Source organism: Colwellia sp. BRX10-3 (assembly GCF_014077505.1).
Taxonomy (GTDB): domain Bacteria; phylum Pseudomonadota; class Gammaproteobacteria; order Enterobacterales; family Alteromonadaceae; genus Cognaticolwellia.
On the sequence record NZ_JACGWA010000001.1, the window covers coordinates 477,658 to 493,697 of the forward strand.

At 38.5% G+C, this 16,040-nt stretch carries 16 protein-coding genes; 7 read left to right on the forward strand and 9 right to left on the reverse strand.

Annotated elements, in window-relative coordinates:
* The first annotated feature begins 5 nt into the window (after positions 1-5).
* The 4 genes from H4J38_RS02045 to H4J38_RS02060 all read left to right on the forward strand — a co-directional run bounded on the left by H4J38_RS02045 (position 6) and on the right by H4J38_RS02060 (position 4,455).
* Complete coding sequence (locus H4J38_RS02045; protein ID WP_310733424.1) at positions 6-380, forward strand: CidA/LrgA family protein; 375 nt, start codon at positions 6-8, stop codon at positions 378-380.
* A complete protein-coding gene (locus tag H4J38_RS02050) occupies positions 380-1,099 on the forward strand; it encodes an LrgB family protein (protein WP_182128974.1) in 720 nt (239 codons plus the stop codon). The genes H4J38_RS02045 and H4J38_RS02050 overlap by 1 nt, the downstream gene beginning before the upstream one ends.
* Before the next feature lie 398 nt (positions 1,100-1,497).
* Entirely contained in the window at positions 1,498-3,678 is a 2,181-nt protein-coding gene (locus H4J38_RS02055; protein ID WP_182128976.1) for a malate synthase G, read from the forward strand.
* A gap of 270 nt (positions 3,679-3,948) precedes the next feature.
* Positions 3,949-4,455 (forward strand): hypothetical protein, encoded by a 507-nt coding sequence (locus H4J38_RS02060; protein ID WP_182128978.1) that lies wholly within the window; start codon positions 3,949-3,951, stop codon positions 4,453-4,455.
* 141 nt (positions 4,456-4,596) lie between these two features.
* Here H4J38_RS02060 and H4J38_RS17095 read toward each other — a convergent pair whose 3' ends face one another.
* Together H4J38_RS17095 and H4J38_RS02070 are read right to left on the reverse strand one after the other, a co-directional pair.
* Positions 4,597-4,728, reverse strand: coding sequence for a hypothetical protein (locus H4J38_RS17095; RefSeq protein WP_310733425.1), 132 nt, complete (start codon positions 4,726-4,728; stop codon positions 4,597-4,599).
* Between the two features lie 179 nt (positions 4,729-4,907).
* Complete coding sequence (locus H4J38_RS02070; protein WP_182128980.1) at positions 4,908-5,801, reverse strand: hydrogen peroxide-inducible genes activator; 894 nt, start codon at positions 5,799-5,801, stop codon at positions 4,908-4,910.
* Between the two features lie 276 nt (positions 5,802-6,077).
* Between H4J38_RS02070 and H4J38_RS02075 the strand changes: the two genes are divergently transcribed.
* Positions 6,078-6,377 carry a peptidylprolyl isomerase gene (locus tag H4J38_RS02075; RefSeq protein ID WP_310733443.1) on the forward strand — a complete coding sequence of 100 codons (300 nt, stop codon included), beginning with the start codon at positions 6,078-6,080 and terminating at the stop codon, positions 6,375-6,377.
* A gap of 86 nt (positions 6,378-6,463) precedes the next feature.
* Here H4J38_RS02075 and msrQ read toward each other — a convergent pair whose 3' ends face one another.
* The 7 genes from msrQ to H4J38_RS02110 all read right to left on the reverse strand — a co-directional run bounded on the left by msrQ (position 6,464) and on the right by H4J38_RS02110 (position 12,839).
* Positions 6,464-7,105, reverse strand: coding sequence for a protein-methionine-sulfoxide reductase heme-binding subunit MsrQ (gene msrQ, locus H4J38_RS02080; RefSeq protein WP_310733426.1), 642 nt, complete (start codon positions 7,103-7,105; stop codon positions 6,464-6,466).
* On the reverse strand, positions 7,105-8,115 hold the full coding sequence (msrP, locus tag H4J38_RS02085; protein ID WP_182128984.1) for a protein-methionine-sulfoxide reductase catalytic subunit MsrP: 1,011 nt from the start codon (positions 8,113-8,115) through the stop codon (positions 7,105-7,107). Before msrP ends, msrQ begins: the two co-directional genes overlap by 1 nt.
* Positions 8,116-8,261: 146 nt before the next feature.
* On the reverse strand, positions 8,262-8,624 hold the full coding sequence (locus H4J38_RS02090; protein ID WP_182128986.1) for a glutaredoxin: 363 nt from the start codon (positions 8,622-8,624) through the stop codon (positions 8,262-8,264).
* A 55-nt stretch (positions 8,625-8,679) separates the two neighbouring features.
* Positions 8,680-9,231, reverse strand: coding sequence for a DUF2058 domain-containing protein (locus H4J38_RS02095; protein ID WP_182128988.1), 552 nt, complete (start codon positions 9,229-9,231; stop codon positions 8,680-8,682).
* 168 nt (positions 9,232-9,399) lie between these two features.
* Positions 9,400-11,655, reverse strand: coding sequence for a xanthine dehydrogenase family protein molybdopterin-binding subunit (locus tag H4J38_RS02100; protein WP_182128990.1), 2,256 nt, complete (start codon positions 11,653-11,655; stop codon positions 9,400-9,402).
* Positions 11,656-11,657: 2 nt separating this feature from the next.
* Positions 11,658-12,128: a (2Fe-2S)-binding protein gene (locus H4J38_RS02105; RefSeq protein ID WP_182128992.1), complete on the reverse strand. Its 471-nt coding sequence runs from the start codon at positions 12,126-12,128 to the stop codon at positions 11,658-11,660.
* Between the two features lie 78 nt (positions 12,129-12,206).
* Positions 12,207-12,839: an NTP transferase domain-containing protein gene (locus H4J38_RS02110; RefSeq protein ID WP_182128994.1), complete on the reverse strand. Its 633-nt coding sequence runs from the start codon at positions 12,837-12,839 to the stop codon at positions 12,207-12,209.
* A gap of 242 nt (positions 12,840-13,081) precedes the next feature.
* Here H4J38_RS02110 and H4J38_RS02115 point away from each other — a divergent pair, with 242 nt between their 5' ends.
* Complete coding sequence (locus H4J38_RS02115; protein WP_182128996.1) at positions 13,082-15,517, forward strand: penicillin acylase family protein; 2,436 nt, start codon at positions 13,082-13,084, stop codon at positions 15,515-15,517.
* 38 nt (positions 15,518-15,555) lie between these two features.
* Complete coding sequence (locus H4J38_RS02120; RefSeq protein WP_182128998.1) at positions 15,556-15,939, forward strand: MAPEG family protein; 384 nt, start codon at positions 15,556-15,558, stop codon at positions 15,937-15,939.
* Positions 15,940-16,040: the final 101 nt, after the last annotated feature.

A 16,040-nucleotide genomic window follows, 5' to 3' on the forward strand; every position in this document is an offset into this window, starting at 1 on the left:
TGAGTGTGAGCACGTTTAAGAAAAAAACATTCAATGCTTTGTATAGTAGCTTTGCAATTTTTAGTTGCCTTGCCCTTGGTAAGTTGTGCTCTTATTTTGCGCCAATATTACCTGCTAGTTTATACGGCTTGATAATTTTCACCGTGACGCTACATTTTCGTCTGTTTAATGCTGAACATATTAAAAGTACTGTCGTTTGGTGCATAAAGCATATGGGCGTGTGTTTTGTTCCTGCAGGTGTTGGCATTATCAATCACTTTGACTTAATCAAACAATTTGGTATCGCCATAGTCGCTATTACCTTTGTCACCACCTTTGTATTGCTTACCCTTGTTGGCTTACATTATCAGCGATATGCTATCGATGAAGAGCCAAACTAATGGTAATAACGGATCTACTCTACAACCATATACTGTCTTCATTTTTCGTAGTTGCAGGTACAATTGCTTTATTCCAGCTTATTGCGATGTTGCAAAGTAAATTAAATGCAATCTGGTTACAGCCCATGCTAATTACTATTTTAGTTATTATGGCTATTTTACTTTGGCAGGATATTAGTTTTGACAGTTACTTTACAAATTCTTGGCTACTCAATGCCTTACTCGAACCCGCCGTTGTGGCATTAGGCTTTCCGCTTTACCAGCACTTAGAAACAATAAAAAAGCAGTGGAAAAGCATTATATTGGTGTTATTCATTGGCGCATTAATTGCCATTATTAGTAGTTTTGTTATTACCATGCTGTTAATCGGCGATTACACCATTGCCGTTGCACTATCACTAAAGTCGGTTACAACGCCCATTGCCATCGCCATCGCCGGTCAATTAGATGGCAATACAGCCATTACCGCTTTTGCCATTATTCTCGCGGGATTTTTTGGTGCCTTAGTTGGACCTCCTTGGTTAAGATTTATTAAGGTAACATCACCTAAAGCACAAGGCTTAGCGATTGGCGCTGCCAGCCATGCAATTGGTACCGCAACTGTCAGTAATATTAGCTACGAGCATGCGGCTTATAGCTCATTGGCTTTAATTGTTTCTGCTGTTATTACTGCACTCATCAGCCCATTTATCATTAGCTTTTTAGCTAGTCTTTTGTAGCCTTATTAACCTTGTTATTTCAGGGCGAAATTTGCGTTTAGAGCTTTGGCATATACTATAAAAAAACTAAGTCGGTATAAATTTTATCGAGGTTTTAGCTTGATTGTATAAAAATTGTTATAGTTTTTATTAATGATTCATTCGCAGTATGAATAACAAGGATAATAATAAACAATATGGTGAATAAAGGTAAAGTAAAGTGAAAGCTATATACTATTTGACCATAATAAATAATGAATTGACTTTATTTACAAGCATAAAAAAGAAATACATGGTTTAAGGATTAGGTATTTTTAACTAATGCCTATTGCAACAGATAGACAATATTTCTACATTGCAGGTATTATTTTTTCGTCAATGAATTGGTATTACTGCCAAACTTTCAACACAGGTGTCCTATGACAAAAAGAATTTCAATCGCAAATTTGCAGGTAGCAGAAGAGCTATATAATTTTGTTAACCAGCAAGTTCTGCCAGGTACAACGTTAGCTTCAGATACGTTTTGGTCTGGCTTTGCAAAACTTATTGCCGAGTTAGCACCGAAAAATAAAGACCTTTTGTTAAAGCGTACATCACTGCAACAACAAATAACGGCTTATCATCAAGAACACCAAGCTGAAAGCTTTGATTTTACTGACTACAAAAATTTTTTAACGCGTATTAGTTATCTAGCAACACCGGTTGAAGACTTCACCATATCAACAGAAAATGTTGATGCAGAATTAGCCACTATTGCAGGTCCTCAACTTGTAGTGCCGGTAATGAATGCTCGCTTCGCCTTAAATGCGGTAAATGCTCGTTGGGGTAGCTTATACGATGCCTTATATGGCTCAGATGTGATATCTGAAGAAAATGGCAGTGAAAAAACAGGATCTTATAATCCAATCCGTGGCGCTAAGGTTGTTGCTTTTGCTCGCGACTTTTTAGATCAAACTATCCCTTTAGTTAAAGGCTCTCACCATAATGCACAAAGTTACCAGATTGTTGACCGTAATCTAAAAGTTGAGCTAAGTAATGGCGAAACTACCTATTTGGCCGAAGCTGAACTATTGATCGGTTTCACAGGAGAGAAGCCTGCACCTAATGAGCTAGTTTTTAAACACCACGATTTACATTTTATTGTCGAGTTTGATCAAAACAGCACGATTGCAAAAAGTGATACCGCCGGTGTTAGTGGTATTTCTATGGAGTCTGCACTCACTACCATAATGGATTGTGAAGATTCTGTCGCCGCTGTTGACGCAGCAGACAAAGTGGTTGCCTATAAAAATTGGCTTGGTTTAAATCAAGGTACTTTATCTGAAACATTTGAAAAATCAGGTAAACAGCAAACCCGCTTAATGCATCCAGATAAAACTTATCAAAAGCTTGATGGTACGCAAGGTAAATTAAAAGCACGAAGCTTAATGTTTGTGCGCAACGTTGGCCATTTGATGACCAACAATGCCATTATTGACCAGCAAAATAATGAAGTACCTGAAGGCATTATGGATGCAGTCATCACCTCATTAATATCAAGCTATGACGTGAATCAAAAAAATACGCTACAAAATAGTGATAAAGGGTCGGTTTATATTGTTAAACCTAAAATGCACGGTCCTGAAGAAGTTGCTTTTGCGAATGAATTGTTTGACCGTGTTGAAGACCTATTAACACTGCCTCGTAATACGCTTAAAATGGGTATTATGGATGAAGAACGCCGTACCAGTGTTAACTTAAAAGCTTGCATTTATCAGGCAAAAGAGCGCGTAGTATTTATCAATACAGGGTTTCTTGATAGAACCGGTGACGAAATTCATACCTCGATGGCTGCAGGTGTTATGGCCAGAAAAGCAGATATTAAGTTAACTAAATGGATTTCGGCTTATGAAGATAATAACGTTGATGTGGGCTTAGCTTGTGGTTTTAGTGGTAGAGCACAAATAGGTAAAGGCATGTGGCCAATACCGGATCAAATGGCCAATATGCTAGCAACAAAAATCAACCATGTTAAAGCTGGTGCAAATACCGCTTGGGTACCATCGCCAACAGCCGCTACTTTGCACGCCTTGCATTACCATAAAGTTAATGTATTAGAATTACAGCAAGAACTGATAAAACGTGTACCTGCAAACGTTGACGATATTTTAACCATACCTTTAGCAGAGAACACCCACTGGTCAGCGCAAGAAATTTCCGATGAATTAGACAATAATTCACAAGGAATTTTAGGCTACGTTGTGCGCTGGATTGACCACGGCGTAGGTTGTTCAAAAGTGCCTGACATTAATAATGTTGGCTTAATGGAAGATCGCGCAACACTGAGAATTTCCAGTCAACATATGGCTAATTGGTTACAACATAATATTTGCACAGAAGAACAAGTGCTAGCAAGCTTGAAAAAAATGGCCGCAGTTGTCGATAAGCAAAACCAACATGATGCTCAATATACTCCTATGTCGAGTAACTTTGACACCAGTATTGCCTTTCAAACCGCGCTAGAATTAGTGCTTCAAGGTCATAAGCAACCTAACGGGTATACTGAACCTTTACTGCATAAAAATAGACTTTTATTTAAAGCTAAAGCTAAAACTATGTAAGTATTTTTATGAAAATAAAGGCCTGCATTCATGAGTGTTTTTGCTTATGAATACAGGCCTTTTTTATTGCTTAAAATGGCTAATTCAGTACAATTTATTTTGTAAATAAATGATTATTGATCAAATCACGTTATCGGTCTGATAAATTAGACCGCCTAACTTATTGTTCTCGCGTAATCACAAGCCATTATCTATATTAATTTGTAACATGATGGTACAGTGACGATATCAAGGATAGAGACAGGATGGATATGTGATGAGGAACACAAAATGATAAGACAAACTAAACCTAACTTTGTTGGTTCAATTTTTGTAATCGTGGGTTTATATTGCTCAGCGATCCAAGCAGAAGTGAAAGACAAACCTCAGTGTACTTCAACTGTAAATAATGTCGTCATTAATCTAGAGTTAACGGCAAAACATATTGCTAACAACTACGCCTACCCAAGTATTACCAGCGAAGCATTCCAAAAACACCATAACACTCATGTGCAATCATTGACTCAAATGTCCCGACAACCTTTGCATGGTATTCAAGTTGCTGACTTTGTAAACTTAGTACCACGTAAATTTGATAATAAAAATTCCATCTTTGAGTTTGCCGCTAAATTTAATGACAAGTTGCAGCAAGTACTCGCCTATTTCGATTTTTCATCTACTGGCACTGACAGTAAAGATGAGAATATCAGTGAAAAAGATTCAAACAAAAAAGTCAGCTTAATCGCTATAAATGACAATAAATATTTAAAAAATGATTGTAGTGTGAGTAAAATTTAAATTTATGCTAACAACTTGCATTTAATCAACAACATAAAAAAACCGCTCGTTAGCGGTTTTTTTATTCTGTGCTTTTTTATACTTGTTCTTAACTCAAACCATATCTCTAAATTTCACGCTTGGGTCACGGTTTCATTAATATCAATACAACGATAATGGGCAATTTAAACATCCAGCCTTTAAATGGGCTGTAACCACGAAAGACGCTAAGTTACGAAAAACGGCCATAAAAACATCTTGTATCATATCTAAGGCATCATCAGGATTCCTCACCAAACGTGGGGTGTAGCTATATAATTTTTTCTCATAGTGTTTTACTAAGGTAACCCAAGCTGACTTTACCTTTAAGCGCTTACTTTACTAGCGTTTCATCGCTTCGTTCAAACACGCAATTTCCTATTAATTTACTGTCTTATATTAAAAGTAGCGTTGAGGATTAAAATAGTTTGAAATTATTTTAATAAATTTATTAATATCGCTGAAATCTTTTGATATATCGGGGTTTCTGTACTGGTTGAGCGTCGCATTAAGGCAATTTCTCGATAAACATTACCCGAGAGTTTCTCAATCTTTAACCCTTCAGCTTTGGAAAAGCCTTTTTTAACCGCCATTTCAGGTAAAAAAGTAAAACCTTGATGATAAGCGGTCATCTGCACCAGCGTTGCTAAACTTGTGGCTGAAAAGGGGTTAATTCGGCTGGTATCCGATAATTTACACGCAGATATGGCATGTTTTGTTAAGCAATGTTCATTGGAGAGCAAAAACACACTTTGTTCTGGAAGGCATTGATAATCTTGTTTTTCGCTAAATTTTGCCATTAATTTAGGATCTCCCGCGGCGAAGAAATGATCTTTACCAACCACTTGGCTTTCAAAGCCACTTTGCGCTATGGGTAGAGCAAGAATAACCACATCTAAATCGCCATTTTTTAGCATATTTAATAAGTTATCTGTGGTGTCTTCTCGAAAGTAAATCAGTAAATTTTTTAACGCTTGCTGGCATGCTGGTACTAAGTCAGTCAATAAATAAGGTGCAATTGTGGGTATACAACCAATATTAAATACCCCACCATCTGTTTGTCCCTGCTGCTTAGCACTGTTAACTAGGTCATTAGCATCAACAAGTAACTTACGGGTTTTTTCAACAAATGCATTGCCTTGGCTAGTAAATAAAAATGACTTATTGTCACGTTCAATGAGTTGACAGCCGAGTTGTTGTTCAAGCTTTAAAATTGCACTACTTAACGTTGATTGACTAACAAAGCAAGCTTGTGCGGCTTTATGAAAGTGTTGATGTTGGTGCAGCGCCACTAAATAGCGCAAATGTTTTAAATTTGGTAAATACATGCCAAAGCTCATTAATTGTTAGGTTTTATGAAGTTAAAGGTTGCATGAAATTATAGCTGCATTTCATTAACTAAATCTATCACAAAGCTACATTTCAATTAATTATTTAACTCGACAACTAATTTTAATAACACATATATACGCTTAATATTTATGGTGTTTATTATGTCGGCTATATAAAAAAACATCCGTTTACTTTAAGTAACACTATTTATTTTTTTGACTATTCTCTTCTCAAAAAAAATACGCTAAAGTCCACGGGTAATTTTAAAAGTAATAAATAGAGGAAATAAAATGTTAAGAGCGTCAGCACGTCATATATTGGTAGATACTGAAGAGCAATGTCTAACATTAAAGCAACAAATAGCAGCGGGTGAAGATTTTACAGCAATCGCACAAGCACACTCAAATTGCCCTTCAAAAGCGCAAGGTGGGGCATTAGGTTCTTTTGGTCGCGGCCAAATGGTACAAGAGTTTGATGAAGTTGTATTTACAGCGCCATTAAATGAAGTACAAGGCCCAGTTAAAACTCAATTTGGTTATCACTTACTTGAAGTAACTTCTCGAGACGAATAATACCGAATAGGTTAATAACGCCTGTCATAGTTAAAATAGAAAGCGAAGGTTAATGCCTTCGCTTTTTTGTACCTATTGGGAAAGTGCTACCTTTTAAACCAACGCTTAATTTTATCTTTGCGCAGGCTTAATAAAAATACGACCATAGCAATATAAATCATCGGCTCGACAATGTCAGACTTCACTGACCAAAAAAAGTGTAATGCAATCAGTAAAACGGCGACATAAACCCAGTTGTGTAGCTTCTGCCAGTTTTTGCCCATTTTCCGTCTAAGTGCAGTTATTGACGTTACCGCTAAAGAAAAAAGAATGATTAGCGCGGCCATCCCCACAGTAATGTAAGGCCTATCAATAATTTCACCAAAGAATAGTTCAAGATCGAATTGCACTTCAAAAACTAAGAAATTCAGCAAATGAAACAATGCATAGGTAAAACTATACAAGCCGACTAGTCGCCGGGTTTGTAATAAATAGCCTTGGCGATATTTTTTCGCAATCGGTGTTATCAGAAGGGAGATAAGTAATAAATTAAACGCGCCAATCCCGGTAAAATGAATAACGTCTTCTACAGGATCTGCGCCAAGTTGGTCAGTAAATGCCAACAAATAAAATGCTAATAACGGTAAAAAAGCCATCATGTGAATAGTAATTTTAAGTAACAATACGCGATGACCTAAAAAAACACTTTTAAAAGACACTTTACTCGCCGTGTTCACAGCTGATTGCACTAATAGTTTTTCCTTAAATCCATGCCTTTATACATAGCAGCAACTTCTTCGCCATAACCATTAAATGGTAAAGTGGCAATGCGATTACGCGCAAATAAGCCACCGGTCGTTATGCGCCTTTCACTGGCTTGACTCCAACGAGGATGATCTACTTCAGGATTTACATTGGCATAAAAACCGTATTCATTATCGGCTAATCTATTCCATGTGGTCGGTGGCTTGTGTTCAACTAATTTAATGCCAACAATTGATTTGATACTTTTAAAGCCATATTTCCATGGCACGACTAATCGAATAGGTGCACCATTTTGCGCCGGTAGGGTTTTACCGTATAAACCGACACTCATAAAGCTCAGTTGGTTCATGGCTTCATCAATACGTAAACCTTCGACATAAGGATATTCAACACCGCCACCAATACGGCGACTATCTTGTCCTGGCATCTGCTTTGGATCATATAAGGTTTCAAAGGCAACATATTTTGCTCGTGAGTTAGGCGAAGCTTTTTTAATTAACTCTGCTAACCCAAAACCTACCCAAGGAATAACCATTGACCATGCTTCAACACAACGCAGGCGATATATACGCTCTTCTAAGGGAAAGCGTTTAAATAGATCATCGTAACCTAGGGTATAAGGTTTATCGACTTCGCCAGTGATACTTAATTGCCAAGGGTTAACATTGAACTCTTGGGCATTTTCGACCGGATCACCTTTGTTGGTACCAAATTCATAAAAATTATTATGAGAGGTAACTTTAGCTTCGGGGGTTAATATTTGCGAAGATTCACTAGCAGATTGATATTTTAAGGCTTGACGCTGAAACAGCACTTCTTTTTTACTGCTAAAGAAATTTAGTGCGCTGGCGTTTGCTGTAGCCGATTGCGCCAGTAAACTTCCTGCACCAAGATAACCGAGTTTTTTTAACAGGTCGCGTCTAGAGTGATAAACAGATTCATCTGTTACTGCTTGTTCAGACAGTTGATAGCTTTTTTTAGTTTTGATTAACATATTTACCTCTAATAGGGCTAATTATACTAATCAGATTAAGTAATAGATCACTTACTTAATCGATTTGGTATAACTTATGATAAGAAGACCCATAAAGAGGTAAAAAAATTCTTAAGAAAACCAAATCAGTAAAGTAAAAGCGTAGCTTAACTAGAAAACTTCTCTAAGTAGTTAATAATCTCACTTGACTCATACATCCAAGTAACTGATTGGTCTTCATTAGTAATTTTCAAACAAGGCACCGTTCTTTTACCACCCTCGCGAATTAACTCTTCGCGATATTGTTCATTTTGATTAATATTACGTAGTTCAATATTTAAGCCTAATCGCTTCATAGCACGGCGCGTTTTTACACAAAATGGACAAGCCGGTAGTTGATACAAGCTTAAGTGTGCTGTGCTTGCATCCACTTCTTTTTGTAGCTGTGCTGAGCGCTTTGGCGCACTTGGAGAAAATATAAAATTTAATAACAAAATTAAACGGCCAATCGGCCAACGAATTAAAAACATAGTAGGGTTTGTGCTCACGGTTAAGTAAATAAACTAAAAGAATGAAATGATTAAATTACCACATCATATCATCAGGAATTTGAAATTCTGCATAAGGGTCATCTTCAGCAATAATATCTTCGGCAACTTTAGTGTTTTGCACCAAAATAACGGTTTTATCTAAACTTGCGACTTTTTCTGCCGTTTCTGAGGTAACAATGTAAGTCTTATCGTCAATACCACATAAGGCTAAACGACCATTAACTAAGGCTTTATGCGTTACACTATCAACAAATAATTTCTTAATTTTACTGTTAAATGTGTAATTGTATTCTGCTTCACCATTCACTTTAGTGACTTGGTGATGTTGCAAAATTTGTAGAATTCTCAGCTGTTGCTCTTTGGCAATTAATGCTGACTTTTTCTCATTATTCAAAGCGATATCGCGCGCTAGCTTTTCTTTTTTCGCCAACTCAAGCTCTTGTTTTACTTGCTCTTGTAAACTGGTATCAACCTTAACGCCACTGCGTTTTTGCTTGCCTGTTTTGCGTTTATCACTGTTTGCTTGTCGTGCTTTCTGCTTGGTAGTTAAACCTGCTTTTAGCAACTGGTCTTGTAAAGAAGCCATCTATTTTCCTGCTGTAGAATGCTAATTAAGTATCTATATTGGTGCTATTTTATCAGTTCATTTACTATTTAACAGCATTCAATAAAAAAGCAGCATAAATTGCTGCTTTTTAAAGTATTTAACAATGATTATCTAAGCGTTAACCTGTGGTACTAATCGATAATGTAGTTAAACAATACCATATTGCTTTAATGGTAATTCTCGATAACGTTTACCTGTGGCATTAAAAATAGCATTACAAATCGCAGGGGCAATAGGTGGAACACCCGGTTCACCAACACCACCTGGAGGTGCGTCACTGTCGATTATTTCAACATGCGTGGTCGGCGCATCACCAATACGAGCAACTTGATAACTGTCAAAGTTATTTTGCTCAATAACGCCGTCTTTCGCGGTTAGCTCACTAAAGAATGTTAACGATAAAGCAAAAATAGCCGCGCCCTCCATTTGTGAGCGAATACGTTCAGGATTTACCGCTAAACCACAATCTACCGCCATCCAAACATCTTCTACTTTAATTTTTCCGTCACTATTTTCTGATACTTCAACAACACAGGCTACATAGCTAACAAAGCTTCGATGCATAGCAATACCAAGGCCACGGCCTTTGGGGAGTTTTCTGCCCCATTTTGCCATAGTACTTACTTTTTCTATCACGGTTTTCATGCGTGCGGTATCAACGGGGAACTTCTCTAGTGTTTCACCATAATTTCCGTATTCAGCATTTTCTTTGGAAAAATCAATTTTTCGATCGGCGCCAAGCATGGCTAATAGGTTGTTTTTACTGTCTAAGCCTTTTGCCTGTGCAAGCTCATCAATAAATGAACTTACTGCAAAGGCATGGTTTATGTTGGTTACTGAACGCATCCAACCGATACGCGTATGCGCTGGCGCTTTACCGATAGCACAACTGATGTTAGCAATATCGTAAGGCATATCAATAAAACCTAAACTTGCTTCTGAACCGATTAAATCTGCACCTTTACTAAAGGTTGAGCCAATAGGGGGTTCTGCAACATGGTGTTGCCATGCTGTAACATTGCCAGCTTCATCAATACCTGCTGCTAGTTTTTGATAACTTACCGCATGATAATAGCCATTTTGAATTTCATCTTCGCGTGTCCACATCACTTTAATTGGCACATTTAACTGCTTCGATAATATGGCGGCTTCAACAATAAAGTCAGGCTTAGATTTACGACCAAAGCCCCCTCCAAGCAAAGTTACATTAATATTGACATTTTCTGGTGCTACACCCGTGATTTGGGCAACAGTGCCCTGTGCCGATTGTGGTGTTTGGGTACAAGCCCAAATATCGAAAACACCATCATGAAAGTGTGCTGCTGCTGCTGGCGGCTCCATAGGTACATGGATTAATTCCGGTACATAATATGACGCGACAATCACTTGTTTAGCCTCAGATAGCGCTTTACTCACATTGCCTTTACTACGTAGTATTTTCGCAGGATTATCACAACTGTCAGCTAATGCTTTTTTGTATTGTGCACTGTTGTAACTTTTATGCTCACTTTCATGCCATTGAATGGCTAACGCTTCGCGGCCTTTTATTGCTGCCCAAGTATTTTTAGCAATAACAGCAACACCACCTAATGGTTTAAATACGGCAGGCTCTTTTAAGTCAGGCAATTGCACAACGTCAATAACACCCGCTATTGCTTTTGCAGCATCGCCATTAAATGATTTAACTTTTGCGCCTAATACTGGGGGTCTAGCGATTACAGCATATTGCATATTGTCTAATTCAACATCAAACCCGTAAGTGGTAGCGCCCGTTGCAATTTTTTCACCATCAACTAATGCCACATCAGATTTACCAATCAGGTTAAAGTCTTTTTTGTCTTTTAAAATCAATGCTGATTGTTCTGGTAATACTAATTTACTCGCTGCAGCAACTAAGCTACCAAAAGATAATTCACGGCCAGTTTTTTCATGCACAATCGTGCTATTTACGGCCGTTGTTTCACTCACATCTACTTGCCACTGCTTTGCTGCAGCCTCTTGCAACATCATACGCGCCGCAGCGCCAGCTTCACGCAAGGGTTGATAAAAGCGTCTTACTGAGCGCGAGCCATCAGTATTTTGACTGCCATATTTTTTATCACCTAAGCCTTGAACAACCGCTATTTGTTGCCAATCAGCACCGAGTTCGTCGGCAACAATCATCGGAATACTGGTTCTGATCCCTTGACCCATTTCCGAACGATGCACCACAATACTTACAATGTTATCAGCGCCTATTTGCACATAAACACTGGGTGAAAACTTATCTGAGCCTGTAACACCAGCCAAAGCTTTTGGAATAGTGAGCATTGCAGGTAATTGAACTCCAAGCACTAGAGCGGTAGAACTGATACCCAATTTTTTTAAGAAGCCGCGACGGCTAACATTTTCAATGTGTTTCATGATCAGCTTCCTTTTACTTCAGTGGCTAAGTCTGCGGCTAGGTGAATCGCTTCTTTGATCCGTTGATAAGTACCACAGCGGCAAATATTGCCACTCATGGCAAGTTCGATATCTTTATCGTTTGGATTAGGCTCGCGATCTAATAAGGCAACTGCTGACATAATTTGACCTGACTGACAATAACCACATTGAGGTACATTTAAATCTTGCCAAGCTTGTTGAACAGGATGATCGCCCTGCTCTGAAAGCCCTTCAATAGTAGTGATTTTTTGATTAGCCACAGCCGACACTGGCATAACACATGAACGAATAGGTTGGCCATCAACATGCACGGTACATGCACCACATAAGCCTTTACCGCAGCCATATTTAGTACCGGTATATTTTAAAATATCTCTCAGTGCCCACAACAATGGCATATCGCCATCATCATTAAATTGATGTTCTTTACCGTTGATAGTTAAGGTGATCATGCAATCGTTTCCTTTAGTTTATTTAACGTCGCTTTCGTTAGCACAGTTATAGATTAGCCTTTACTCATGCTAGTTACTTTATGCTGTAATACCCAGTTTTTTATACATATTGTTTAATTGCTCAGGTGTATCTATATCGAAAAACGCATGCGCAAGTGGTACTTTTAATATGTTATCTTGGTATTTTTCAAGTAACGGTTTAGCGCCTTGTTTACCTGTTAATTGTGTTAATTCTGCAAAGTAATGTTGTGAAAATATCACTGGCGGACCAATTTTTTCTTCGCCACTTGCCCCTACTACATTTAAGTCTTGTGCAACAACAATAGCATGAGGTGATTCTTGCCAAAATTTTTGATGAAGAATCAAATCACGTGAAGTTAACTGCCATTGGTCAACTAACACTATCATAACCGCTTTTATATCAGTTTCCAGTGCTGCAACACCTGCAGAAATCGATGACGCCATGCCGTCTGAGAATTTACTATTAATAATAGTTTTTATGGGTAAATGGCCGATACGGGCTTGAACTTGGTTAGCATTAAAACCTAACACACAATAAACCTGACTTGAAACCTGTAACGCTTGCTCTAATTGCCATTCGACTAAACTTTTGTCTTTGATGCTAATTAATTGCTTCATCTGCCCTAATCGAAAAGACTGCCCAGCAGCTAGTACTATGATGGCAAAGTTATTATTTGCGGAATTCGTCATTGTAAACTGATCTCTAACATTAACTTAATCCTTTGATTAGCAAATAGTCTAAAGCGTAAACGCAAATAAAACCAGTAAGCGAGTTTCACCCAAAATAGGCTTTGTCATTCAAATAATACCAATCCATGTGATTAACCAAGCATATATAAATACAAATCAATGGTTAGGATGAACTTCAAGATTCAAACTTCATTTGTTTTAAGGTACTCTAACTTATCTATATTGTTACTTTGCTCCCCCTAATGAAACATTTTAAAAATACTCTGATCGGCATAGTTTTTATTCTCTTCTTAGTGATCGCGACTTTGACTACCTGGATATACAGCCAGATAGACAGTGCTTTACCGCAATTAGACGGTAAGCAAACACTTTTTGGTTTATCTGCCAGCGCCACAATAGAGCGTGACTTACAAGGTGTTGCCACCATTAAAGCCAGTAATCGTGTAGATATTGCTCTAGCTACTGGCTTTGTTCATGCCCAAGAACGCTTTTTTCAAATGGATTTATTACGCCGTAATTCAGCCGGAGAACTGGCCAGCTTATTTGGCGCAGCAGCAATAGATTATGACAGTGAAATCCGCCGTCATCGTTTTCGTGAACGTGCTACCAGCATAGTGTCACAATTGTCTGCAACTGACTCAGCCCTTTTAAAAGCCTACACCCGCGGCGTAAATCAAGGGTTAAAATACCTTAAAGCCGCGCCTTTTGAATATTTACTACTACGCCAAGAGCCAGTTGAGTGGCAAGAAGAAGACACTATTTTAACCGTACTTAGTATGTATATAGACTTGCAATATCAAGACGGTAAACGCGAGCGTACCTTAGGTTTATTGCATTCAGTGTTAAGCCCAGAAGTATTTGCATTTCTCAATCCACAAGGTAGCCGTTGGGATGCCGCCATAGATGGCACTGAGTTTCCCGCATCATCATTACCTAAAGCGCCTTGGCCTTCAGCATCTAGTGAATACTTGGCTGTTTATTCCAATAATCAGTCACGCAATAAATCATTCGCTAGCGCAATGCCGCCTCCGCATACCAGAGCAAAACCTGCACAAAATGAAGAGTTCCCAGGGTCGAACAATTGGGCCGTTGGCGGTGTTATTAGTTCCACTGGCAGTGCCATCGTTGCTAACGATATGCATTTGGGCATTAGAGTGCCTAACACTTGGTTTAGAGCTTCTTTTGAATATAAAGATGTCGAGAATACTAACGTAAAAGTAACTGGCGCAACGCTACCAGGCACACCTAACATTATTATTGGCAGCAATGGCCATATCGCTTGGGGTTTCACCAACAGCTATGGTGATTGGAGCGATGTTATAGAGCTTGAAACCAATGCCGATAAAAGCCAATACTTAACACCTGATGGTTATCAAAGCTTTATTAAACGTAAACAAATTATCGCGGTAAAAGGTCAAGAAGCTGTCGATATAACAGTTACCGACACTATTTGGGGGCCCGTAATTGGTGAAGATTCGCAAGGGAATTTACTGGCTTATCGTTGGATTGCTCATGACAAAGCCGCCGTTAATATGGCAATAACTGAATTTGAAACAGCGAAAAATGTTCAACAAGCTCTTGCTATTGCAGCACGTGCGGGCATGCCAGCACAAAACTTAATGGTGGGCGATAAACAAGGTAATATTGGCTGGACCATTATGGGCCCGATACCACAACGCAGCGCAATGTTTGGTGAAACACCCACCTCTTGGGCCAATGGCGAAAACAAATGGCTAGATCTGTTACCACCTGAAGATTACCCACAAGTTATCAACCCAAAAAATTCACGCTTATGGACCGCCAACTCACGTGTTGTAGGCGACGATATGCTAAAAAAAATAGGTAATGGTGGCTATGCCATAGGTGCACGGTCTTCACAAATAAAGCAAAATCTCGAAGCTAGAACATCGTTTGATGAACAAGCCTTGCTCAATATTGCCCTTGATGACAGCGCCAAATTTTTATTACGTTGGCAAGACTTTATCTTATCAAAAGTACTCACTGACGCTATGTTAGAAAAGCATCAGGAATGGCATGAAGTCAAAGATATCATCAAAGATAATAACTTATCCGCCAGTACAGATTCTGTTGCCTACCGTTTGGTTCGTAATTTCAGATTAAATATCAGAGATCAGGTTTTTGATATCTTCAATGAAAATATGACTAAGCTTGATGAAAACTACAGTTTTCATACTATTCGCCACCAAGTAGAAACGCCTTTGTGGCAATTAATTAATCAACAACCAGAAAATTTTCTCTGGCGTAGTCACGAAAGTTGGGCTGTTTTATTCGAAGTCAGTCTTGAGAAAACATTAACAGAAATGACTGAGTCAACCACATTAGCAAAGGCGACTTGGGGCAAGATAAATATCAGCAAAATACAGCACCCTTTGAGTCGCGCTGTGCCATTTATCGGTCAATGGCTTGATATGCCTGAAGTAGCATTACCTGGTGATAGTTATATGCCACGAGTACAAGGACCGTCATTTGGAGCTTCGCAGCGCATGGCAGTTTCTCCTGGCCATGAAGAAATAGGAATTTTTCATATGCCTACGAGTCAGTCAGGCCATCCTTGGAGCCCATATTATGGTTTAGGCCATGAAAGCTGGCTAAAAGGTGAAGTTTCTAGCTTTTTACCCGGCCCAAGCAAGTACAAACTGACTTTACTAAGTTACTAACGAACCAAGACATACACTTTACAAGCTAAGGAACGACTATGACCACCTTGATTATATGTTTATTTATTGCTGCACTATTACCTTATATTGCCAAAATACCTGTTGCTGTCGCCATGAACAAATTGGGTGGTTACGACAACAACCATCCTCGTGCCCAACAAGCTGAACTAACAGGTTTTGGCGCTAGAGCTTTTGCCGCACATCAAAATGCCTTCGAGTCACTGATTATATTTGCTCCTGCAGTGTTGTTAGCCATTGCAACACAAAATACTGGCGCTTTTATCGAACAGGTTGCTATAACACATGTGGTCGCAAGGGTGCTTTATCACATTGCCTATTTAATCAACATTGGCGTTCTTCGCAGCTTAATATGGGCCGTGGGTATTATAAGTTCTTTTACTATTATCTATTTATGTATTTAGCCAAACCAAGCCGGAGATAAGTAAAGCAACATAGCACTTTAAAAACACTTACTTTGTTGAGTTACTTATAGCTAAATTCACGCTATAAGCCTTTTTTATTC